This window comes from Peribacillus sp. NPDC096448, from assembly GCF_044762675.1.
Classification (GTDB): Bacteria; Bacillota; Bacilli; order Bacillales; family DSM-1321; genus Peribacillus; species Peribacillus frigoritolerans_B.
The window spans coordinates 1-22277 of record NZ_JBIWEU010000031.1 but is presented as its reverse complement, the minus strand read 5'-3'; the positions used below and the strand labels follow the sequence as shown (position 1 = coordinate 22277).

Below are 22277 nucleotides of genomic sequence, written 5' to 3'. Positions count from 1 at the left end.
GACAGCTTTTAATTTCAACTCTAATGAATATTTTGTCATAAAAAATAGCACCTCCAATTGTTAGATGGTGTCTAACAATTGGGGTGCAGTTCATAACGGGAATGGTCTTCTTTTTTATTCTGATACGAACTGGTGCATGAACGTTATGAAATCCTTTTTTCATGCAGCGTTTTTTTTCTGTCAGGAAGGAATTGCGGCAGATGCTTTATTCCCTCAGGCAAGGCGATGCCGACGATGATCAAGCACATCCCGATCCATTGCAGTGACGTAACCTGTTCATTCAAGAAGATGACGGAAACGACCATCGCTGAAGGCAGTTCCGCAGCACAAAGAATCGTTCCAAGCCCGACCCCCACTTTCGGCAAACTGACAGCAAAGAAAAAGAAAGGAACCAAAACACCCAAAGTGCCGAGGAGCAGACCGTAGTACCATAGGTTCGTTTGGACAAGGTCCGTCACAAGCGTGACGGGGTTAGTCGTGAATACAGCAGTCAGCATACCACCCGTTGCAATGAAAAACAGCCGTTTCATTGAAGATTCCCCAACTGCGAATTGAGAGTTGCAGTACATATACAGCGCAAAAAGCAACGCAGACAGTAGACCGAACGATACGCCTTTTAGGCTTAGACCAGATAGAGGCTGACCAAAGATCGCCCCTGCCAATAATGTACCGATGAAAAGAACGAAAATGGCAATGAGTTTATTTTTATCCGGGCGTCTTTTATTTAAGAAGCTTTCTATAAGGACGCCTATCCAGGTAAATTGAAATAAAAAGACAACGGCAATCGAAGCGGGAAGCTCGGATACGGAAACGGCATATGCCTTTCCGACGAAAGTGGACATCATTCCCGTGATTAAAAGTAATCCGGCACTCTTCCATGAAACTTTATATTTAAACGAAAAAAGAAATAAAACGGAGACAATCAGCCAACCGACAAGATATTGACTGCCGACCAGTTCTCCAGAAGAATGGCCATCCATGAATCCAAACTTCATCATGGTGGATAAAGTGCCGTATGAGATCGAACCGATTAAGACCATTATGGAATACTTCAAAAGTTGCATGTTTTTCCCCCCTATAAAAATAAAAATCGCCACCTGCCAAAACGGCAAGTGACGAACGAAAAAAGGAAATCCTTTTAAAATTCCGTCTCTCAACAAAAGCTGAGTTTAAAAAAATGTATGTGTTGCATTACCTTAGCTTAAGGTCTTTGTGAATATTTGTCAACCAGAAAAATAAGTTAAGGTTGGGGGTCTAACTTTAAGCCGAGGCAGTGGGAGAGGTCGGAAATATTCCTTTCTGCATAGTAATTGAAAACCCCAAAAGAGGCGAATATGCCAATTGGGGGATGGGCTTCAATCGCCATTTTGCTGGAAGTCTTCCAATGTACCACGGTATTCCGCGTCTTTCATTTTGCGAAGATTAGGCTTTTTTTCTGAAGCTGGCTCATCTTTTGGCTTTTGTTTGTGAAGCTTGGAAAGTGCCAAACGATAATCCTGATCTTTCATTTTCAATTCATCATTGTCTGTTGGGGAGATGATCTCGGTAACGGAATCATCAGCCGAAGAGAAAGCGGACTCTTCAAGCGGGTCCTCTTCCTCGACACCCCGCGGCTTACCTTCAGGTGATAAGGCTTTGATATTGTATGTGATCAAGCCCGTAACCGCTAATATGGCAACGATGATAATTAGAATTATGCCCATTGAATCAAGCCTCCTAGAGCTCGTTTATGAATGAACGGGTGACATGGGCTACCCGTTTTCCTAATGCTTCTCCAAGCTGTAAGTCATTTTGGGTGATGTTGTCATCCACACCGGGCGGACAGCTTATCCCCACTCCATAGTAGGAACCATATAAGGCGTTTTCCGGGACAGTGCCGGGCAAACCGACAATGATCATGCCTTGATGAAGCATAGGGGTGATTAAGTTAAGCATGGTAGCCTCGAGTCCGCCATGTACGGTGGCCGTTGTACAAAACACAGCACCCACTTTATTGATCAGGGCACCTTCCGCCCATAGATAACCAAGTTTATCAATCCATGTTTTTAAACTCGAACTGATGGTGCCGAAATGACCGGGACAGCCCCAAATGATGGCATCCATTTCCTGAAGCTTATAAACATCCGCCTCGTTTACATGGTCAATGAGAACCTCAGCGCCAGGGACCGCAGCTGCTCCCTGGGCAATTGATTCGGCAAGTGCTTTCGTATGGTTACCTTCACTGTCGTAAACAACATAAATCTTCATTTTTATTCCCCCATTTAATTAAACCGATTTTTTTACTGGTGAAGGAAGCAAAGGTACATCCAAATGTTCATGTTTAGCTTTTTTCATTGCTTTGTCCTTCCGAACGTCACGCAAAAACAGTGAAAGAACGATACCGGCAATTGCGAAGCCTGTTGCCCAAAAGAATGCATCATTGATTCCCATCACATTTGCTTGACCCTGGATTTGGGAAGAAATCAGCGACATGGCAGTTTCCTGTGCCTGTTCACTTGTTTGATTCATCGAAGTCATGATGGATTGAACGATTGTTTGGAAATTCTGAACGAAACCGGGATCACTCGTACTCATTTCCGTTCCTAAAGCAGATCCATGGAAAGAAGCGCGGGTTGTATAAATGGTCGTAACGAAGCTCGTACCAATGGCTCCAGTCACTTGTTTCAGCGTATTGCTCATAGCCGTACCATGTGTATTCAAATGCTTAGGAAGCTGATTCATCCCAGCAGTCATGATCGGCATCATCAGTAAAGACATTCCAAGTGCGCGGATTGCATAGATGATGACCAAAGTCGAATAGGTAGTTTCCGTAGTCAATTTAGCGAATTCGAAGGTTGTGACAGCAGTGATAGCTAAACCAAGAAGTGCTAATGGACGAGGGCCGATTTTGTCAAATAATGCTCCTGAAATGGGTGACATCACCATCATCACAAGGGCTCCGGGTAACATCAATAGGCCGGATTGAACTGGTGTAAAGCCTCTTAAAGTCTGCAAATATATAGGCAATAAGAATATCCCGGTAAACATGGCCACTGTGACGATTGCAGAAATGATATTGGATAATACGAACATGTCATACTTAAATACACGGAAGTCGAGCATAGGCGTTTCCGATTTTAGCTGTTGAACCACAAATAGCGTCAAAAGGATCAGCCCAATGATGATCGTTCCCAGAACGATGGGATCCGTCCAGCTTTTGGAACCTGCTTCACTGACACCGTATAGTAATGATGCAACGCCTAGCAAGGATAGAGACGCACCCAACAAATCCAATTTGATTTTCTTTGGTTCAGCTACATTACGCATACTTAAAAAGGCGAGCGTCATGACTATCATGCCTAATGGCACCATTGCGTAGAACATGACCCGCCAGCTATATTCCTGAATGACCCAACCTGATAAAGTCGGGCCGATTGCAGGGGCAAACATAATGGCAAGTCCAAAGATTCCCATTCCTTTCCCGCGCATTTCCGGAGGGAAGATGAAAAGAATGATCGTCATGACCAATGGCTGCAGGATCCCGCCGCCAGCCGCTTGAATCAGCCGGCCTGTAAGGATGACGGGGAAATTTGGTGCGATGCCGCAGATGAATGTCCCGACTGTGAATAGAAACATGGCAGCAAGGAATAAAATGCGCGTGCCAAACCGTTCTATTAAAAAAGCGGACAGTGGGATCAAGGCTCCATTCACGAGCATGAATCCTGTTGATAACCATTGAATCGTAGTCGCAGTTACATTGAATTCTGCCATCATCCTAGGCATGGCGACGCTAAGCAGGGTTTGATTCAAAATGACCATGAACAAACCTAGCATTAAGATAATTAACATGGGGGCAAACTGTTTCATTCCCTTGTTTTCATTTACTGTGATGGTTTGAGAAGCCATTTAAAGAAAAGCCTCCTTTCTGTATAACTGTATAGCTGGTTTATTTAGTCGAAATTTTCACTTCTGCGTTCATTCCAGGCAGAACTTTATCGGATGGTGCTTTGATGGAAATTTTCACTGGTACCTTTTGGGTGACTTTCGTATAGTTTCCGCTGCTGTTTTGATTGCCCATCACTGAAAAGACAGACGTAGTAGCATAACCTATCTGTTCCAATGTACCTTCGAAGACAGTATCGGGATCTCCATCGATGATAATATCGACGCTGTCGCCTTTTTCAATATCCTTTAATTTATTTTCTTCAATATTAGCCGTTATGGACAGATCATCCATATTGATGGTCTGAGCTAGCGTTTGACCCGCTTGAACAAGCTGTTCATCATGAACTTGTGTTTTAACGATAGTACCTTGTGCTGCGGTTTTTACCGCTTCTTTTCCGTCTAAGGTGGTTACATTGGCAACTTTGTCATTCTTACTTACACTGTCTCCTTCGTGTAAGTCCCAATCTGCAAGTTTACCGGCAGCAGGGGCAACGATGGTATATAGCTCTCCCGACACTTTCGCTTCATCCGTTTTAATGAAATTCGTGCTTTCATAATAGTAATAAGCCCCACCGGCCAATACCGCTATTATAATAACCAAACCAATGACATTGATTAAAACTAAACGTCCTCTATTCACTTGTTTCGCCTCCAAAAAAATATTGATGATGTATTCCTTTTTTTTGTTTAACGGTCATTAGCTAGAAATGCCACCGCCTCCTATTCTAATGTTTATTTATTAATTTTAATAAATATTAATTTTTATAAGTATTAATATTATTAAGTAAAGAGTTTACCAGTTTAATTATTTTTTGTCATGTAATTTATTCGGAATAATGATGGGAAATAAATACAGTGAAATAGTAAAAATTTGAATTTTTTTTAGTTTTAAGGATATATGGAAAGTAAAGTTGACATTGGAATGTCATTTAATTAAATTTAAGAGGTAGGATTGTCCTATATAAGGAGTGAGAAGGCTGGAATTTAAATGGGAAGTAACTAATAGTATAGAAATGCAGATTTTTCGGATCAGGAAGAAGCTTAGGGCCATCGTAGCAAAAAATCTTCAGCCTTATGGATTAACATCGCCTCAGTTTTTCATTTTATTGATATTGAAAAAAGAGGGGTCGATTAAATCGACCCAGCTGGCTGACTTCTTAACCGTAAAGCCAAGTGCGATTACCGTATTTGTAGATAAGTTGGTCGAAATGGATTATGTGAAACGGCAGCCCTCTGATAAGGATCGCAGGGTCATCAACCTGGAATTGAAAGAGGCTGGGGAAGCAATTTTGGGGAGAGTCCTTGCGGAACATAACGAATTGATGGGCAAGAACTTCAATTCATTCTCGGAAGATGAGCTGCAGGATCTTTTAAAGAAATTGGATACGATTGAAAAGGCTGCTGATAAGAACCTTATGGATGATTGAATGAGTGCATGCTCTAAATAGAGACGAAAAAAGACGGTTCCCGGGAACCGTCTTTTTTTAATCTTCTTCATATTGGACAGATATTTCGTTGTCTTCCTTATGGAAGGACTGGAAGCTGACGATCAGCTTTTCAAGGTGTTCCAATTGTTCGTCATATTCTATGACTGCAGAAATCAATGGTACAAGTCGGGCAGAGAGGTGGCCCAGGTTATCATGCATTTCGTCCACTTGATTCTGCTGTTCGAAAAAGTGGGCGAGCAGCTCTTTACGACTTAAACAATCCTGGTCCCAATCCTCAATCTCCTCGATTGACTTGATTTTTTCGATATGCAGTAATATCAACTGTTCATGCTTGCGAATCAAGGAATCAAGCTGCTGTAAGATGCTCCGTTGGAAATCTTCAGGCATTTGATATACTTCATTCTCGAATTTATGGACTCTTTTCAAGGTTTCAAACGCTTTTTTTGTCGTTATGGTCATTTGCCGATAAACGACAAGCTTTCTTGCTTTAGCTACACTGTTCTTTTTGAAATATTCCCGTTCCTCTTTGTACATGGAATAGATTTGTTCCAGATCGAGTAACTCTGCCTTCAGTCGGCTGATGTCTTTTTTCAATAAAGTGTGTTCTGTAGCATGTCTTGTGCTGATTCTGATCCATTTCAAGATGTCTTCCGTTACATCTGTAATGCGTGTATAAAGCTTTGCTTCGTACCTTGGAGGAATGAAAACAAGATTCACGATAAACGAAGAAACGATTCCAAGCAAAACGGATGAAAGACGAATAAAGGCAAAATTAAGGAAGTCCCCGTCCTGGCTTTCCATGATGGCAATGACCGTCACGATGGAAAGGACAATCGTTTTATCCATTTTCAGTTTTAAATTGATGGTTATGACAACCATTACGGCAAGACCGATCATAAAAATATCATTTCCGAACAACAAAACGAAGGAGACAGCAACCAATGCGCCAATGATATTTCCTTGAATTTGCTCCAATACCGTTTGATATGAACGGTAAATGGTCGGCTGTATTGCAAAAATTGCAGCAATCCCAGAAAGGACAGGAGCAGGAAGGTTAAGCAGTTCCGATAGATAAAGCGCTAAAACAATTGCTATTCCTGTTTTGAGAATGCGGGCACCAAACTTCATATATGGGTTAATCCTTTCTTTGTGTTGTAATGGATCTGGTAAGAAAAGGCTCTATTAATATATAGGCTTTTGCTTAAAGTTGTATTCTAACTTATTTGTTAGTACTTTACACTAAAATAAGATGATGTAAACAAAAAGTAATATACAGGATTTTCCTAAGAGTTACAATAGTTAAAATCAAGTTTAATATATAAAGAAAGGATAGGCAATTTCTTGATTGCTTTCAGCATTGTTTTTCAATCGTTTGAAGACTATCCCAGAGGAATATGACTGGAAAAGGCTGATGCTCGAATCGAAGAGCATCAGCCTTTCTTTTTATATATTTTCGGCATCACTCCGTGGATACAGCAGGGTCCGCCTGTTCTTTAACTGGAACGACCTGAAGGAAGTGCTCTCCAGGATTTTGAAGCAGTGTCTCTAAAGAGGCCGCCTCCTCGGTTTGGCCATGATCTTTCAGGAGGGCCGTGTATTTGCCAAGAAGTTCGGCCACATCCTGCAGGCCTTTTGCAGATAGGGGCTCAATGGAAATCTTTGCCCCTTTCGCAACCCGTTTCTTAATGACCTCTTTGGTTAATCCAGATTCAGGCTGCTGCCGTAAATAAACGACACCGCCTGTCATCCCTGCGCAAATCCATGGACCGGGATCACCCAGAACTAAACCTCTTCCATTTGTCATGTATTCAAAAGCGAATCCCTTAATATTGGAAGTAACCGCAATATTACCGTTTTCCTTTTTAGGAAGCGGTTGTTTCAATAATCCGCCAATGATCATATCCGCTCCGGAAAGGCGGATTCCCGCCCTGGCATCGGCATCACCCTGGGCAATGAGGAGCCCATGCTGTGCACCGTAACCAAAGCCCTTGCCGACAGAGCCGTTGTAGAACTTCCCATCTTTTCCTGGAGATTTAAAGATGGCAATATTACCGCCAATCGATGTTTTGCCGATACCATCCTGGGCACCGCCATTCACGCTGATTGAAATTCCCTCCGTATTGTACGCCCCAAGTCCATTACCCGGAATGGAACCATCCTGGTAGGATAGGTGAACGGGAGGAAGTTTTTTGTATGATCCATCCAACCTGCCCCTAACTCGGTGACAGGACACCCTGCTGCCGAGTACACGCTGCTCGGAAGTGATCGAGCTATAGCTACGGGATTGCTGCAGGTCATCTACATGCGAATCAAGATATTCAGCGCCAACGGCTACCTGCATGGAGCCTTCATTCAAATATGCCGCCGTTTCCTTATGCGAGAACGGTGTTATATCCAGGTTTTTTAATAAATAGGTTAAATCCAATGATTGCTGACCTTTAACTTGCTGCAGCAAATCAGAACGTCCGACGATATCCTGAAGATTCTTCACTCCAAGTGATCCGGTCAAAGATTTGAGTTCTTTTGCAAATGCACTGAACATATTCGTTAACCCTTGAACGGCTAAATCAAATTTTCGTGGAACAAAACGGCGCAGCCCATGTTCTTTCGCCTGGGCTTCCGATTCAATTTGGGTGGCGATGCCCACATGGCAAGTATCAAGGTGACATCCACGGCACGTTGTACAGCCGACGGCAATCATAGAAAGGGTCCCAAAGCCTACCCGGTTTGCACCAAGCAGCATTACCTTCAATACATCCATCGAGCTTTTTAACCCACCGTCAGCCCAAATTTCAACGTTCTGTCGGATACCTGACTCAAGCAATGCATTATGGGCCGCTTTCACACCTATCTCAACTGGTAGACCGACATGAGCGAGTGCATGGATCCTGGCAGCACCCGTTCCGCCATCAAAACCGGAAAGCGTTATGATATCGGCCCCAGCTTTTGCGACGCCGACAGCAATCGTACCAATGTTTGGAACGACTGGTACTTTGACGGCAACTTTTGCCTTGTCGTTTGCCGTTTTTAGCTCATGGATCATTTGGGCCAAATCTTCAATTGAGTATATATCATGGTTATTGGAAGGGGAGATCAAATCGGAACCGATTGTTGCATTTCGGGCTTCTGCGATTTTGGCTGTGACCTTGGAACCGGGAAGGTGACCGCCTTCACCGGGTTTTGCCCCTTGCCCAATTTTAATTTCCAATAGATTTGAGGAGTTCAGGAGTTCTGCATTGACACCGAAACGTCCGGAAGCGATTTGCTGTCCGCGGGACTTCGGGTACTTGCCCAGCATATCCTTTATTTCCCCGCCTTCACCATTCATGCTGATCATGCCTAACCTCTCGGCAGCTTCTGCATAGGCCCGGAAAGCAATCTCATTTTGTGATCCAAAGGACATGGAGGCTATGACGAATGGCAATTCCTGTTCACCGACCGAAAGACTGACTTCTTCAGAAGGGATGGAAGCATCTGAAGTTTTTAATGATGTCAAGTGGCGGATCGTCGTCGGATTGGATTCTTCCTGTTCAGTTATCTTTTCGCGATAAGCATCATAGTCCCCGGTTGAAGCAACTTCCCCGATGGATTTCCAAATTCTAGGGAATAGATGGAAGGTCTTGCCCATCCGTTCTTTTTCATTGCCGTAATCCTCTGCACGCTGGATGGCATCTGCCTTGATTTTATCAAAATTATAGTCCAGATCATTGGATCCGAAGAAATTAGCTACATTTAAATATTTCGCGATTTCCTCATGTAAACCGATGCTTGAGAATAGCCTTCCATAGCCGCGCAGTTCATGTATGCCAATGGTGGAGATGACTTTCTCAAGCCCTTTCGTCAAGGAGTTATATAGATTGGTAACCCCCTTATGGTCATCTGAAGATAAGGAAAGGAACATATAATAGGGGCTGATTAAGTTGGCCCCAAGACCATAAGAAACGATGATATCATGCAGTGACCTTAGCGACGCTGAACGTAAAAGGATGGAACAATCACGACGCTTGCCTGTTCGGACCAACGCTTGGTCGACGGCTGAAGTGACGAGGTGTGGATCAAGCCAAAGGTTGCCGTTTTGATGGGCAAGGGCATCATCCAGAACGAGCAGCGTTTTTCCTTCATCCACAGCATTGACACTTTCATCCGTAATCCTGGTCAGGGCATCCGTGATGTTTTCATCCTCTTTGAATGTGCTTGAAATGAAGTGCACCAGTTTTTGATCTTGATTAAATTTAATGAACTGGTCGTAGCTTGGCTGCGATACGATAGATGAGCACTCATAACCCGTAGATCCTTCAATCAATAAGGGAGTCAGCAGCTCCGTTACCTTTCCTGCCTTATTCGCTTCGAAAAGGGAAGGGCGCTTTCCGATGATCGTTCTTGTTGAGAAGTGCTCGGTTTCCCGGTCCCGGTCGATCGCTGGGTTGGTTACAACGGCCACACTTTCCTTGATGAAATCAGCAATGTTGGTCCGTTGGGGATTAAGTGCTGCCAGTGGCGCATCATGACCAAGTGAACGAATTGGCTCAGCGCCTTTTTCGGCCATCTGTTCCACTAATTGGACATGCTCCCTTTCCCACCCAAATGCTTTATACTGACCATTATGAATGGCTTGCGTGTTTGTCATGGAGACAACCTTTTCAAAAACTTGGGGCTGTAAGCGGACTCGGTCATTGGAAAGGACGAAACGATCATTGAAGAGTTCAAACACTTTATCCTGGTAATCCTTGTATGTGTACAATTCAATACGGTCGCCGTTCCATTTCAAACCGATTTTTTCCCCTGGACCCATCGGTTTCGGATCTCCGGTATATTCACTGGAAGGGATGATTCCTGGTTCGGAAGTGAACATATAGGATGATTCCGTTTCAATATTCCATAACGGGCGCAAGCCTAAAGAGTCGACAGAGAACACGGCTTCATCGCCGAAACGGGAGATGATGCCTGCCGGACCTTGTGCAAAATGCCCCCATGCTTCCCTTAAATACGTATATAAATCTTGTAGGTGCTCGGGATATTCCTTGATTTCATTGATGATTGGCGGAAACATAAGGTCGACAGCTTCAAATAAAGAGTAGCCATGACGGCAGATGAAAGTTTCGATCGTCTTGTTTAAATCCTGAGAGTCGCTTCCATCTTTAGCGATGGGAACTCCGATCATTTTCGCTTCATCACGCAATTTGGCGATGGTATTGATTTCGCCATTATGGCCAAGTACACTGAAAGGCTGGACCCGGAAGAAGCTTGATAGAGTATTAGTTGAAAAGCGATTATGTCCCAGTGTCATGGTGGAGGCAGCCAAAGGATCGGCAAGATCAAGATAATAGGCAGGGAGCGTATCCCCCGCACCCATCACTTTGTATACCGCATGATGCTGGCTTAAAGAGGCAACATGGATGAAATCACTTTTTTCGATGTCGGAAGTCAGCTCAAAAAGAACATTTGAAAGCTCCTGGTTGTCATTGATGGTGGAGGAACAGGCAAATTGCCAGAACACTGGGTCTTCTTGAATGGCAATCGGTCCCAATGCCTCGGAACGGTAGGCTTTATCCGTTTCGAATATCAATGAGAGACCATGTTGGAGCAGTTTCTCCTTAACTTCGATCTTTAAGTCGTTAGCTTCTGTTTTTTTGCTTAAAAATAAGTGGCCGACTATGAAGGTATCTTGATCGACGATGCCTGAATCGACATTTACCGCTTCAAGCTTCTTTTTCCAAAGAGCCCGGGGAATATCGATATGGATGCCGGCGCCATCGCCCTCACCATTGATGAAGCCGCAGCGATGGTTCATTTTAACCAGGGCGTCGATACAGGCAAAGATGTTTTCGTTAGTAGGGATCTTCTTTTTTTCGATGCAGGAAACGATTCCGCAGGCGTCATGTTCTACCTTGTGAAATTCTTTGAATGTAGCAGGTGTCCATTGTTGGGCCATATTTGTGGCTTGAATAAGGTTACCCTTATTCTCTGCCTTTCACCTCCTGTAGCATGTGTTTAATGGGGGAAATATTAGTAAACCCGAACAATAGTCCAAGTTTTGATAGATTGAAAGAAAGTGTATAAATGTATATAAATGTATTCATATCATATCATTTAAATATTCAGAAATCAATTTTTTATACAATGGAATGGATGCTGTGATTAAAAGGGATTTTTGTGAGGAGTGGCTTAAAATGCTAATATTAAAGATTTATTACAGGGAAATAAGAAACCCTCAAGATTGATGTACATCCTGAGGGTGTATAAAAAAATGCATAATTATGCTGACTCAATTTATTATATTAGGTTTTTGAATGCATGTTCAACCCCTTTTAAAGTATAAGCGATATCATCATCCGTGTGAGCAATTGTCAAGAACCAGGCTTCGTATTTGGATGGTGCCAAATTGATTCCCTGATTGAGCATGAGTTTGAAGAACTTGGCGAACATTTCGCCATCCGTATTTTCCGCCTGCTCATAGTTTTCAATTTTTTCTGTCGTGAAATAAATCGTCAATGCCCCTTTAAGGCGGTTGATGGTGATCGGTACATTATATTGGCGAGCCGCTTTCAGGATACCTTCTTCAAGGGTTTTCCCCAGCCGGTCAAGCTCATCGTACAGCCCCTCTTCTTTAAGTACTTCCAAGCAAGCAATCCCGGAAAGCATGGAAGCCGGATTTCCTGCCATCGTACCAGCTTGATAGGCTGGTCCCAGAGGTGCGACAGAATCCATGATCTCTTTTTTACCGCCATAGGCACCAATGGGAAGCCCGCCCCCGATGATTTTTCCAAGCGCGGTCAAATCGGGTTGAATTCCCAAGTAATCCTGTGCTCCTCCATACATGAAGCGGAACGCTGTGATGACCTCGTCGAAAATGACAAGTGATCCGGCTTCGTGAGACAATGAAATGACTTCTTCCAAGAAGCCAGGACCTGGTTCCACGATTCCAAAGTTGCCGACGATCGGTTCGACCAGCACTCCTGCAATTTCATTGCCCCATTTATCAAGTGCTTCTTTAAACGAATCGATATCATTGAAAGGTACCGTGATGACTTCTTGTGCAATGCTTTTTGGAACGCCGGCAGAGTCCGGTGTTCCTAGAGTGGACGGGCCGGAACCCGCAGCGACGAGAACAAGGTCGGAGTGTCCATGGTAACAGCCTGCAAACTTGATGATCTTATCGCGCCCTGTGTATGCACGGGCAACACGGATGGTGGACATGACTGATTCAGTGCCTGAATTGGTGAAGCGGACTTTATCCATGGATGGTATGGCTTCTTTCAACATTTTGGCAAATTTGACTTCATGTTTTGTCGGAGTGCCGTATAATACGCCGGTTTCTGCTGCTTTAACGATAGCCTCCGTAATATGTGGATGCGCATGCCCTGTGATGATCGGGCCATATGCAGCTAAATAATCGATATATTTATTGCCATCAACATCCCAGAAATAAGCCCCTTTGGCATGATCCATCGCAACGGGCGAACCGCCGCCTACAGCTTTGTAAGAACGGGATGGGCTGTTAACCCCGCCAACGATATGTTCCAATGCCTCTTTATGTAAAAGCTCCGAATTACTAAAATCCAATCTTAAAACCTCCTATAAATATAAACATATTTCCCCTTAATCATAGCACTTTTCCGTCCGTAAATCTGGGGTGGAAGGCTAGGAAATGTGATTCTTCCCCTGGAGGATACGCTGTACCCAAGAAGAATCAGGATTCCGGGCCATCATTTTATTTCGGAAATGTGGTTGGAGCCCAAAACTCCGGATATGAAAGTAAGAATGGCCAAGATGGTGGCAGGGTTTTCGATGTCAAAGGATTGGCGGTTCATTTCACCCTGGGCTTGGTAATAGATTAGATGACCGGTTCCTTTTTCTTCATTAATGCGAATGTGGAAACTTAAGGGGGTGCTTTCGATCGACCCGCTGGAATCCCTTTGGATGACCTGGCATAATAATTCCCCGTATTCATCTTCATAAAGAAAGTCATATCGGAGGCCGATAACGACCTTTTCGATTTGGGATAGTAATAATTTTTTGATATCCAAAGTATTCTCGCCTCCTTTATCTATGTATCTGGTACGACGTTCATTTCACCCTGAAAATGGTATATGGCATCCAAGCATTTTTATTGTCTAAAAAGGTTAGGTTGGATAAACTAATTCATTAGGACAAGAGATTACGGAGGATGTAACAGGATGAGTGATGCAATTCAAGTGAAACAACTTCGGAAGGAATTTAAGTCGGCATCAAGCCGTACAGGGCTAAAGGGTGCCTTCCGGGATTTACTTACTAGAAATTATAAGATCGTCCCTGCCGTCAATGATATCAATTTTACTGTAAAAAAGGGTGAGATGGTAGCTTATATCGGGGAAAATGGTGCAGGGAAATCGACCACGATCAAAATGCTGACAGGTATTTTGGAACCGACAGCAGGCGAAATCACGGTAAATGGCATGAATCCACATAAAGAGAGGGAAAAGTTCACTCAGACAATCGGAGTCGTATTCGGTCAGCGCTCACAGCTTTGGTGGGATATTGCGGTTCAAGAATCCTTTAGGCTGTTAAAAAAGGTCTATAAGGTAACGGATGAACAATATAACGATCATATGGAACATGTCATCAAGACGCTCGACATCGGACCTTTGCTGGACAAACCAGTGCGTAAACTCTCACTTGGTCAGCGAATGCGCTGCGAGCTTGCCGCAGCATTGATCCATAATCCGCCTTTGCTGTTCCTGGATGAGCCGACGATTGGACTTGATGTACTCGTGAAAATGAAGATCCGTGAGTTCCTGAAAGAAATCAATGAGAAATATAATACGACAATCCTTTTGACTACCCATGATTTAGGAGACATTGAAGCATTATGTGAGCGCGTAATCATGCTTGATGAAGGACAGATCATTTATGATGGGGAATTGCAGAGTTTAAAAGATAACTGGGCTGAGGAAAAACAGATCCATTTTCAATTCATCGAGCCGATTGCATTGAAGGAATTGCAATCATTAGCGCTCCCATTTACCGCTAACTGGGTTTATGATGAGAAAAATCAAACATACATTGCCTTGTTGAAAGAAGAAAGTGATCATATTTCACAGCTTGTTTCGGCTGTCGTATCTCACTTTAAAATAAAGGACATCAAAATTCATGAAACGTCCATTGAAGAGATTGTTCGCAACATTTACGAAGAAGGCACTGTCTGACTCTCTTATCATTAAGAAACAACGTGTCTATCAAGAAGGGGGAGGGCCATGGGGAAGTATCTTGCAATGATCCGCATGCGTTTTTTGATGATGCTTGCGTATCGAACGGATTATTATACCGGCATTTTAATTTATAGCATTAATATCGGTGCTTATTATTTCTTATGGAATGCGATATATGGAGAAAAAAGCTCCATCGAAGGACTTTCAGGTATGCAGATGACAACCTATGTCGCGGTTGCATGGATGGCGCGCGCTTTTTATTTCAATAATATTGACCGCGAAATCGCCACTGAAATTAAAGACGGCAAGGTCGCCATTGAAATGATCCGGCCTTATAACTATTTAGGCATGAAAACGATGCAAGGACTTGGGGAGGGGATATTCCGTTTCTTCTTCTTCTCGATTCCAGGAATGCTGCTGGTAGCTTTCATTTTTCCTATTGAATTGCCGCACGAGCCGGCTACTTGGGGGATATTCGGCATTTCCTTGCTGTTCAGTTTCATCATCAATACACAAATTAACTTATTGACGGGAATCACTACCTTTTTCTTATATAATAATGCCGGATTGATCCGGGCTAAAAGGGTTATCATTGATCTATTTTCCGGTCTGCTGCTGCCCATCAGTTTCTACCCGATATGGGCGCAGGAAGTGATGAAATATTTACCGTTTCAAGGAATCAGCTATGTACCAAGCATGATTTTTACGAATGGGTACAGTTCAGGCGAAATTGGCATGGCGCTTTTACAGCAGTTAATTTGGTGCATCATTCTCTTAATACCGATTCAGCTTTTATGGATAGTCGCAAAAAAACAGCTGATTATTCAAGGAGGTTGACGGGATGTTTTATGTATCGATGTTTTTTCAATATGTGAGTCAGTATATGAAAACAAGATTGCAATATAGAGCCGATTTCTTTATGGAAATCCTATCAGATCTGCTGAATCAGGTCGTGAATCTGGTATTTATCTTAGTCGTTTTCGGGCATACCCAATTTTTAAGCGGCTGGAGCCGTGAAGAAATCATATTCATTTATGGATTCTTCCTTATCCCATTTGCCCTTTTTTCTGCCTTTTTCAACATCTGGGATTTTAATGACCGCTATATCGTCAAAGGTGAAATGGACCGGATATTAACAAGACCGATACATAGCCTGTTTCAAGTCATTTTAGAAAGAATCGAACTTGAAGCGTTATTTGGTGTTGTGACCGGTTTGATCATTATATTCTATTCGGCGATTTCATTGGATCTGCAGCTTGCGTGGTATGACCCGATTCTTTTCGTCATTTTTGCAATAGGCGGGGCACTTGCTTATGCAGCCATATTCGTTGCGATAGCAAGCATTGGGTTTTGGTCGGATGCGAAAACATCCATCATGCCAATGATGTACAATATCGGGAACTATGGGCGCTATCCTGTTGATATTTATAATAAGGTCATCCGTTTTGTCCTTACATGGGTGCTGCCATTCGCGTTTGTCGGTGTCTATCCGGCATCTTATTTCCTAAGAAAAGAAGAGTGGTATGCATATGCATTTGCCACACCTGTAATTGGGGTTGCCTTTTTCGTGATATCCGTTTTCATATGGAATCAGGGAGTGAAGAGGTACCGCGGGGCAGGGAACTAAAAGAACCCCTTCAACAGCATTCATGTTGAAGGGGTTTTTGTTTAGTTGCGTTTATTCTTTCTTTCAATATATCTTGCTTGTGCTTGAACATATTGCTGTTTTTCCTCTCCCGTTTCCGGTATGACTTGAGGTGCGTTTGTCCGCTTACCGTCTTCATCTATGGCCAGCATCGTTAAAAAAGCGCGGCCGTAAGCTGTTTCTCACCTGTTAATAGGTTATCGCGCTCCACTTTCACGAATACTTCCATTGATGCGCGATGGGCACAGGTGCATAAGCTTCAAGGTTGATCGCAACCCCCGTCTAGATGGGAACCAAACAATCAAAAGAGTCGCTTGAAGCAGTCACAACGGGTTTTCGACAATGGCGTACAGCTCAAATGCAGGCTGTTTTATGGTGTGTAGGTGATAAGGATGATTCCTAAAAAAGAATATATTGTTTGGACAGGGAGTATGTATAGAGGAAGTGGCGTTTTGAAATGGGGCGTGGGGGATGACTTTCTACATCTTGATTGCAGGGATCATTTTTTGCATGGTGATGAGCATTCGGACGTTATTTCTTGTTGAGTCGGGAGGAAAGAAGTTTTCTCTGGAGGATATGCTGTGGCTTGGCAATTTATATGCGACGATATTAGTTGGATTTGCACTGATTTATTTATTATACGAGCTTCAGAATCATTCGGTGATTCTTGATATGGGCAATCGATTGGATGGGACTTTCTATGAACAATTGAAGACTTCTTTTTATTTTAGTGCGATGACGATGTTTTCTGTAGGGTATGGAGATATAGCCCCGATTGGCATGGGCAGGATGATAGCTACCATTCAGGCTTTCATTGGGTATACACTGCCGGCAGCGTTCGTGATTCGGACGGTGATCGATTTGGAGCAGAAAGATAGAAAGGGTAAATGAAAGTTGTGTTTCTTTCGATTATTGGGTACTCTTACCATAATGAAAGAAATGGAGGGTTCAATATGACTGTTAAAATTGGAGAAAAAGCACCTGATTTCAAACTCCCTGCAAACAATGGAGAAACGGTTTCCCTATCGGATTTTAAGGGGAAAAACATTGTTTTATATTTTTATCCAAAAGACATGACGCCAGGTTGCACGACGGAGGCCTGTGATTTCCGGGACCATAATGAACAATTCGAGGAATTGAACGCGGTCATCATTGGTATCAGCCCAGATCCAGTTGCACGTCATGAAAAATTCATCGAAAAACATGGATTGCCTTTTTTGCTGTTGGCTGACGAAAATCATGAAGCGGCTGAATCATTTGATGTTTGGCAATTGAAAAAGAACTTCGGCAAGGAGTATATGGGCATTGAACGTTCAACTTTCTTGATTGATAAGGCTGGAAACGTAGTCAAAGAATGGCGTAAAGTAAAAGTCAAAGGCCACGTCGAAGAAGCGCTTGAAACTCTTCGCGACCTCGAAAAATAAGGGACAGGCAGATGAAGGATGAGCGAATAACGAAGCTTGCGGCCAGGCTGATTCATCATTCGATACAATTACAGCCAAAAGAGAGAATCCTCATGCGGGGGCATATTAACACAAAACCATTATTGAAAGAGCTGATTGATGAAATATACAGAGTGGGCGCTTATCCATATGTAGAACTCGAAGACGATGAGATAAGCCGCCACCTGTTACAAGGGAATGTGAAGGAACAACTTGACACAGCTTCGCAATGGGCCTTGAAGAAATATACGGATATCGATGCGGTCATCATCATCGCAGGTGAAGAAAACGATGGTGAAATGACTGATGTTCCCATCGAGAGGCACCGTCTTCAAGGGGAGGCTATGAATTCCCCTACACTTTTTTATGTAAACAACCGACGTTGGGTCTTGCTTAATTATCCCACAAAGGCATCAGCGCAAAAAGCCGGCATGACCTTCAACAGGTACGAAGACTTTCTTTTGAGCGTATGCACAATGGATTACGGGAAAATGGAGGCGGCCTTGAAACCGTTAAAACAATTGATGGAACGTACTGACAAAGTCAGGATCGTTTCACCAAGGACAGATTTGACCTTTTCCATCAAATTCATGCCGGCCGTCATATGTGCCGGAAAAAAGAATTTACCGGATGGGGAAGTGTTTACGGCACCCATAAAAGAAAGTCTCAATGGAAGGATATCATTCAACACACCTACAACCTATGAAGGAATCACCTTTAGTGACATAGAATTAAACTTGAAAAAGGGGAAAATCATTAAAGCGACTTCCAATCGTGACTCTGAAATGAACCAAATCCTGAATATTGATGAAGGTTCCCGGTTTATCGGGGAGTTCGCTATTGGAATCAATCCATACATATTGGAACCTATGGACGATATTTTGTTCGATGAGAAAATAAGCGGGAGTCTGCACTTGGCTCTTGGACTTGCCTATGAAGAAGCGGATAATGGAAACCGTTCATCGATACATTGGGATATGGTCTTGATCCAGCGTCCGGAATATGGGGGTGGTGACATCTATTTTGACGACGTCCTGATCAGAAGGGATGGCGTTTTCATTTTGCCGGAATTAGATGCATTAAACCCAAATTCTTTAAAATAAAGCCTTTTTTAATAAGGGTAAGGCTTTTGTCCAACTCAAAAAGGGGACACATGAATATGCTTTATTAAGGGAATACCTCCTCAGAGAAAGTTGCGCGGGACACATAGAGCCCGTGTTTTTTTATGTTAATTAAAAGGGAGAGATAAACATGTTAATACTTTCGACTGTCATCCCGAATGAAGGCATCCAAACGAAGATGATGGAAGCATTTCCTGATTTGAACTTCATTTATCAAAAAGGATGGACGGATGGGCCGCTTCGTGAAGCGGAAATCTTAATTACATATGGTGAAGACTTAACTGAAGAGATCATTGGGAAAGCTGTGAACTTGAAATGGATCATGGTCATGAGTGCAGGGATGGAACTAATGCCATTTAAAGCCATCGAGGAACGGGGCATTCTGGTGACCAACGCAAGAGGCATTCATAAAATCCCGATGGCCGAGTATACGATAGGGATGCTTTTGCAAAATGAAAAGAAATTGAAACTGCTTATGAAGAATGAAAAGGAAGAATTGTGGGATAGAAAGATTGAAGTAGGGGAATTGAATGGCAAGACCATGCTCGTTATTGGTGTGGGTGCAATTGGAGGGGAAGTGGCTCGCCTTGGGAAAGCCTTTGGGATGACGACGATAGGAGTGAACCGGAGCGGGAAACCAGTGGAATCCATCGATCACCTCTTTACCCTGGATAATTTATTGGAAGCCATACCGGGAGCCGATTATATTGTATCCGTCCTGCCAAGTACGGATGAAACGAAGGGCCTTCTGGAAAAAGAACACTTTAAAGCAATGAAAGAATCTGCAGTATTCGTGAATATTGGCCGCGGCGACCTGATTAACGATGAAGTGTTGATCGAAGCCCTGGATGCTGGGGAATTGTCTCATGCCATCTTGGATGTATTTGATCCGGAACCTTTAGGAAAAGGGCATCCGTTTTGGAGGATGGAGAATGTTACAGTCACACCGCATCTTTCAAGTAAAAGCGGAGAATATTTACCAAGAACCTTTGCCATATTCGAAAAAAACATGCATGAATACCTGAAAGCTGGAAAAGACTTCACCAACGTAATCGACTTATCAAGGGGATACTAAACTCAATGCAAAAATGGGAAAGATTCAAAGTGTTCATGAATAAACTAAAAAAGAATGGTTAAGCCATTGAATTATTGACAAATTCAACGCATAAAAGGTACACTATTTATAAACATTATAATTTAAGAATGCATACTTAATGAGAAAAAGAGGTGGATGACGGTGTCTGAAGTTCAGTTAAAAGAAGCGTTGGATTCCTTAAAAGATACCGGTGTAAGAATAACTCCTCAACGCCATGCGATACTTGAGTATTTGATAAGCTCCATGTCCCACCCTACCGCTGATGATATATATAAAGCGCTGGAAGGCAAGTTTCCAAATATGAGTGTGGCAACGGTTTATAACAACCTGCGTGTGTTCCGTGAGGTAGGATTGGTAAAAGAACTTACGTATGGTGATTCTTCAGCAAGGTTTGATTTTGTGACGACGAATCATTATCATGTAATTTGCCAAACTTGCGGGAAAATTGTGGATTTCGATTATCCTGCATTGGATGAAGTCGAGCATTTCGCAGCACAAGTCACTGGTTTCAATGTTAGTCACCATCGGATGGAAATCTACGGCGACTGTACGGATTGTGCGAAAAAAGAATCGCATTAAAAAAAGTTCCTCCACTTGGTTGGAACTTTTTTTCATGTTATGAAGAAATGATACAATTGTTAAAGACTTCTGGAAAGGGAATTCAACTAGCCGACCTAGTCATGCAGGCTTTTCCGGTTATATTTCTCGTTGAATTCTTCGCCTTCCAACTTTTTGTCAAGTGTCAATGGTTCTTCGCAATGCATGCAAATATCTACACGCCCTAGTATTTTTGTTGGTTTGCTGCAGTTAGGGCAGACAACCTGGATCGATTTTGTGGAAAGCATTCCAATCCAAAAATAAACCCCTGTGCTTGCGATTATGAATAAAAGGCCCAGCCCCATGAAAATCGTCATGACAACAGGGTGTGTTTTGAAGAAAAGCCCAAGGTACATTACGATAAAGCCAATGAAAATCAAACTCAAAGCAAAAGTGCGTATTTTATTGATTTTGCTAGAATATTTAGCCATGGATTGTCCCTCCTAAAATATAACTTTAACTATAACATAAACAATGGATGGAACAAAAAAGAAATAAAGGATACATATTACTTTTGAATTGAAATGATTTGGGGTAAGGGAACTAAGCAGGAATTTGAAGAGTTTTGTCGAAAATCTAAAAAAAAGGTTTTGGAGGAATTTATGATGGAAGATATCCTTCGCCCGATTTATCAAGAGCGAGCAAGTTTAAAATCTACACTTGGAATCTTGTTAGTAGAAAAAAGAGATGATAATAGCCCGATTACCGATACATTTGACTACATCCTTTTTGTAATTGCAGATGAAGCCGAAGAGGCCGTGTTTTTAAAACATTACACTTACCAGGATAAAAAGGCAGCCCTGCATATCGTAAAGGAAGACCAGTTAAAAGAATGGCTCCTATTAGGCACGAACCGCAAAGTCGTTGACTGGATATATAACGGGAAGGTCCTTTTTGACCGGAATGAATATTTGGACCGTTTGAAAACCGAAATCCGGGAGTTCCCCTTCTATGGAAGGAAGTTAAAGATGGGGATGGAGTTCGCGAAGCTAATTCGCAGGTACATGGATGGGAAAAGCTTCTTTGAAAAGGGCCATCATCTTGAGGCATACAACCATATCGTTCATTCCCTGCATCACTTGGCCCGTTTGGAGATAATAGAACAAGGCTTTTATCCGGAGGTTACTGTCTGGAACCAAGTGAAGCATATGGAACCTGAAATTTACAAGTTGTATAAAGAATTGATCAGCAGTGAGGAAACGCTCGAAAAAAGATTGGAGCTTTTATTCCTTGCAAGCGAATTTCTTATTTATTCGAGGACGAATGCAGGTTCACAGCATTTGCTCGAAATAATGGGGATGAAAGAAGATCCGTGGACGATTGCGGAGCTTATGGAGCATCCGGAAGTTAAGTTTTATTCAGTCGACCTAGGCGTTTTATTGGAATATTTGATAGAGAAGAAGGTAATCGACGTCATCAAAGCGGAGACAAAAGGGCACGAGGTATATCATCGGTTTTATCGGGTATCAAAAAACTTTTAAAAAAATGCATTTTTATTGTTGACCAATGATAATATAGGTGTTATATTAATACATGTCGCTGCGGGACATCAGCTTTCGCAGCTTCATCAAAACAAATAAAAATAAAAAAACATGTTGACAACTTAGTTGAAAACATGATAAGATGTAAAAGTCGCTTACGAAGTAGACGACATCGAAATTGCTCTTTGAAAACTGAACAAAACAAAGCGCCAACGTTAAATTTTAAGTGAGCACACACTATCAAAAAAGCGAATGAGCAAGTCAAACATTTCTTCGGAGAGTTTGATCCTGGCTCAGGACGAACGCTGGCGGCGTGCCTAATACATGCAAGTCGA

Annotated in this window: 20 protein-coding genes and 1 rRNA gene; 11 read left to right on the top strand and 10 right to left on the bottom strand. The window is 42.7% G+C overall.

What is annotated here, in order from left to right; translation table 11 throughout:
- Nucleotides 1–143 precede the first annotated feature (143 nt).
- The 5 genes from ACIQ0C_RS25940 to ACIQ0C_RS25920 form a co-directional block, all read right to left on the bottom strand.
- Complete coding sequence (locus tag ACIQ0C_RS25940) at nt 144–1064, bottom strand: EamA family transporter (protein ID WP_402842591.1); 921 nt, start codon at nt 1062–1064, stop codon at nt 144–146.
- 291 nt (nt 1065–1355) lie between these two features.
- Complete coding sequence (locus tag ACIQ0C_RS25935) at nt 1356–1703, bottom strand: hypothetical protein (RefSeq protein WP_403065412.1); 348 nt, start codon at nt 1701–1703, stop codon at nt 1356–1358.
- 13 nt (nt 1704–1716) lie between these two features.
- Nucleotides 1717–2247, bottom strand: a complete 531-nt coding sequence (locus tag ACIQ0C_RS25930) for an NAD(P)H-dependent oxidoreductase (RefSeq protein WP_402842585.1) — start codon at nt 2245–2247, stop codon at nt 1717–1719.
- 18 nt (nt 2248–2265) lie between these two features.
- On the bottom strand, nt 2266–3885 hold the full coding sequence (locus ACIQ0C_RS25925) for a DHA2 family efflux MFS transporter permease subunit (RefSeq protein WP_403065409.1): 1620 nt from the start codon (nt 3883–3885) through the stop codon (nt 2266–2268).
- A gap of 40 nt (nt 3886–3925) precedes the next feature.
- Nucleotides 3926–4564, bottom strand: coding sequence for a biotin/lipoyl-containing protein (locus ACIQ0C_RS25920; protein ID WP_402842582.1), 639 nt, complete (start codon nt 4562–4564; stop codon nt 3926–3928).
- A 328-nt stretch (nt 4565–4892) separates the two neighbouring features.
- Here ACIQ0C_RS25920 and ACIQ0C_RS25915 point away from each other — a divergent pair, with 328 nt between their 5' ends.
- Nucleotides 4893–5351: a MarR family winged helix-turn-helix transcriptional regulator gene (locus tag ACIQ0C_RS25915; protein WP_403065406.1), complete on the top strand. Its 459-nt coding sequence runs from the start codon at nt 4893–4895 to the stop codon at nt 5349–5351.
- Between the two features lie 57 nt (nt 5352–5408).
- On the opposite strand, the gene ACIQ0C_RS25910 is transcribed toward ACIQ0C_RS25915, so the two are convergent.
- The 4 genes from ACIQ0C_RS25910 to ACIQ0C_RS25895 form a co-directional block, all read right to left on the bottom strand.
- Entirely contained in the window at nt 5409–6500 is a 1092-nt protein-coding gene (locus ACIQ0C_RS25910) for an FUSC family protein (protein WP_403065403.1), read from the bottom strand.
- A gap of 331 nt (nt 6501–6831) precedes the next feature.
- The gene (locus tag ACIQ0C_RS25905) at nt 6832–11304 is read right to left on the bottom strand and encodes a glutamate synthase-related protein (protein ID WP_403065400.1); all 4473 of its coding nucleotides are present in this window, start codon (nt 11302–11304) and stop codon (nt 6832–6834) included.
- Between the two features lie 341 nt (nt 11305–11645).
- The gene (locus tag ACIQ0C_RS25900; RefSeq protein ID WP_403065397.1) at nt 11646–12935 is read right to left on the bottom strand and encodes a glutamate-1-semialdehyde 2,1-aminomutase; all 1290 of its coding nucleotides are present in this window, start codon (nt 12933–12935) and stop codon (nt 11646–11648) included.
- Nucleotides 12936–13078: 143 nt separating this feature from the next.
- Nucleotides 13079–13399, bottom strand: coding sequence for a hypothetical protein (locus ACIQ0C_RS25895; protein ID WP_402842569.1), 321 nt, complete (start codon nt 13397–13399; stop codon nt 13079–13081).
- 150 nt (nt 13400–13549) lie between these two features.
- Here ACIQ0C_RS25895 and ACIQ0C_RS25890 point away from each other — a divergent pair, with 150 nt between their 5' ends.
- From ACIQ0C_RS25890 to perR, 8 genes are all read left to right on the top strand, one after another.
- Nucleotides 13550–14557, top strand: a complete 1008-nt coding sequence (locus tag ACIQ0C_RS25890) for an ABC transporter ATP-binding protein (RefSeq protein ID WP_063234835.1) — start codon at nt 13550–13552, stop codon at nt 14555–14557.
- A 48-nt stretch (nt 14558–14605) separates the two neighbouring features.
- Nucleotides 14606–15397, top strand: coding sequence for an ABC transporter permease (locus ACIQ0C_RS25885; protein WP_127777302.1), 792 nt, complete (start codon nt 14606–14608; stop codon nt 15395–15397).
- Nucleotides 15398–15401: 4 nt separating this feature from the next.
- Nucleotides 15402–16187 (top strand): ABC transporter permease, encoded by a 786-nt coding sequence (locus ACIQ0C_RS25880; protein ID WP_403065394.1) that lies wholly within the window; start codon nt 15402–15404, stop codon nt 16185–16187.
- Nucleotides 16188–16676: 489 nt separating this feature from the next.
- Entirely contained in the window at nt 16677–17096 is a 420-nt protein-coding gene (locus ACIQ0C_RS25875; protein ID WP_098370627.1) for a potassium channel family protein, read from the top strand.
- 62 nt (nt 17097–17158) lie between these two features.
- Nucleotides 17159–17629 carry a thioredoxin-dependent thiol peroxidase gene (gene bcp / locus ACIQ0C_RS25870; protein ID WP_402842562.1) on the top strand — a complete coding sequence of 157 codons (471 nt, stop codon included), beginning with the start codon at nt 17159–17161 and terminating at the stop codon, nt 17627–17629.
- Between the two features lie 11 nt (nt 17630–17640).
- On the top strand, nt 17641–18750 hold the full coding sequence (locus tag ACIQ0C_RS25865) for an aminopeptidase (protein WP_403065391.1): 1110 nt from the start codon (nt 17641–17643) through the stop codon (nt 18748–18750).
- Between the two features lie 148 nt (nt 18751–18898).
- Nucleotides 18899–19843 carry a D-2-hydroxyacid dehydrogenase gene (locus tag ACIQ0C_RS25860; RefSeq protein ID WP_403065388.1) on the top strand — a complete coding sequence of 315 codons (945 nt, stop codon included), beginning with the start codon at nt 18899–18901 and terminating at the stop codon, nt 19841–19843.
- A gap of 156 nt (nt 19844–19999) precedes the next feature.
- Nucleotides 20000–20443 carry a peroxide-responsive transcriptional repressor PerR gene (gene perR, locus ACIQ0C_RS25855; RefSeq protein WP_076371177.1) on the top strand — a complete coding sequence of 148 codons (444 nt, stop codon included), beginning with the start codon at nt 20000–20002 and terminating at the stop codon, nt 20441–20443.
- A gap of 95 nt (nt 20444–20538) precedes the next feature.
- Here the strand turns inward: perR and ACIQ0C_RS25850 are convergent, their stop codons facing one another.
- The gene (locus tag ACIQ0C_RS25850) at nt 20539–20892 is read right to left on the bottom strand and encodes a YgzB family protein (protein WP_034305326.1); all 354 of its coding nucleotides are present in this window, start codon (nt 20890–20892) and stop codon (nt 20539–20541) included.
- Between the two features lie 174 nt (nt 20893–21066).
- Between ACIQ0C_RS25850 and ACIQ0C_RS25845 the strand changes: the two genes are divergently transcribed.
- Together ACIQ0C_RS25845 and ACIQ0C_RS25840 are read left to right on the top strand one after the other, a co-directional pair.
- Complete coding sequence (locus ACIQ0C_RS25845; RefSeq protein ID WP_402842714.1) at nt 21067–21942, top strand: nucleotidyltransferase-like protein; 876 nt, start codon at nt 21067–21069, stop codon at nt 21940–21942.
- A 270-nt stretch (nt 21943–22212) separates the two neighbouring features.
- A 16S ribosomal RNA gene (locus ACIQ0C_RS25840) occupies nt 22213–22277 on the top strand; the annotation flags it as partial.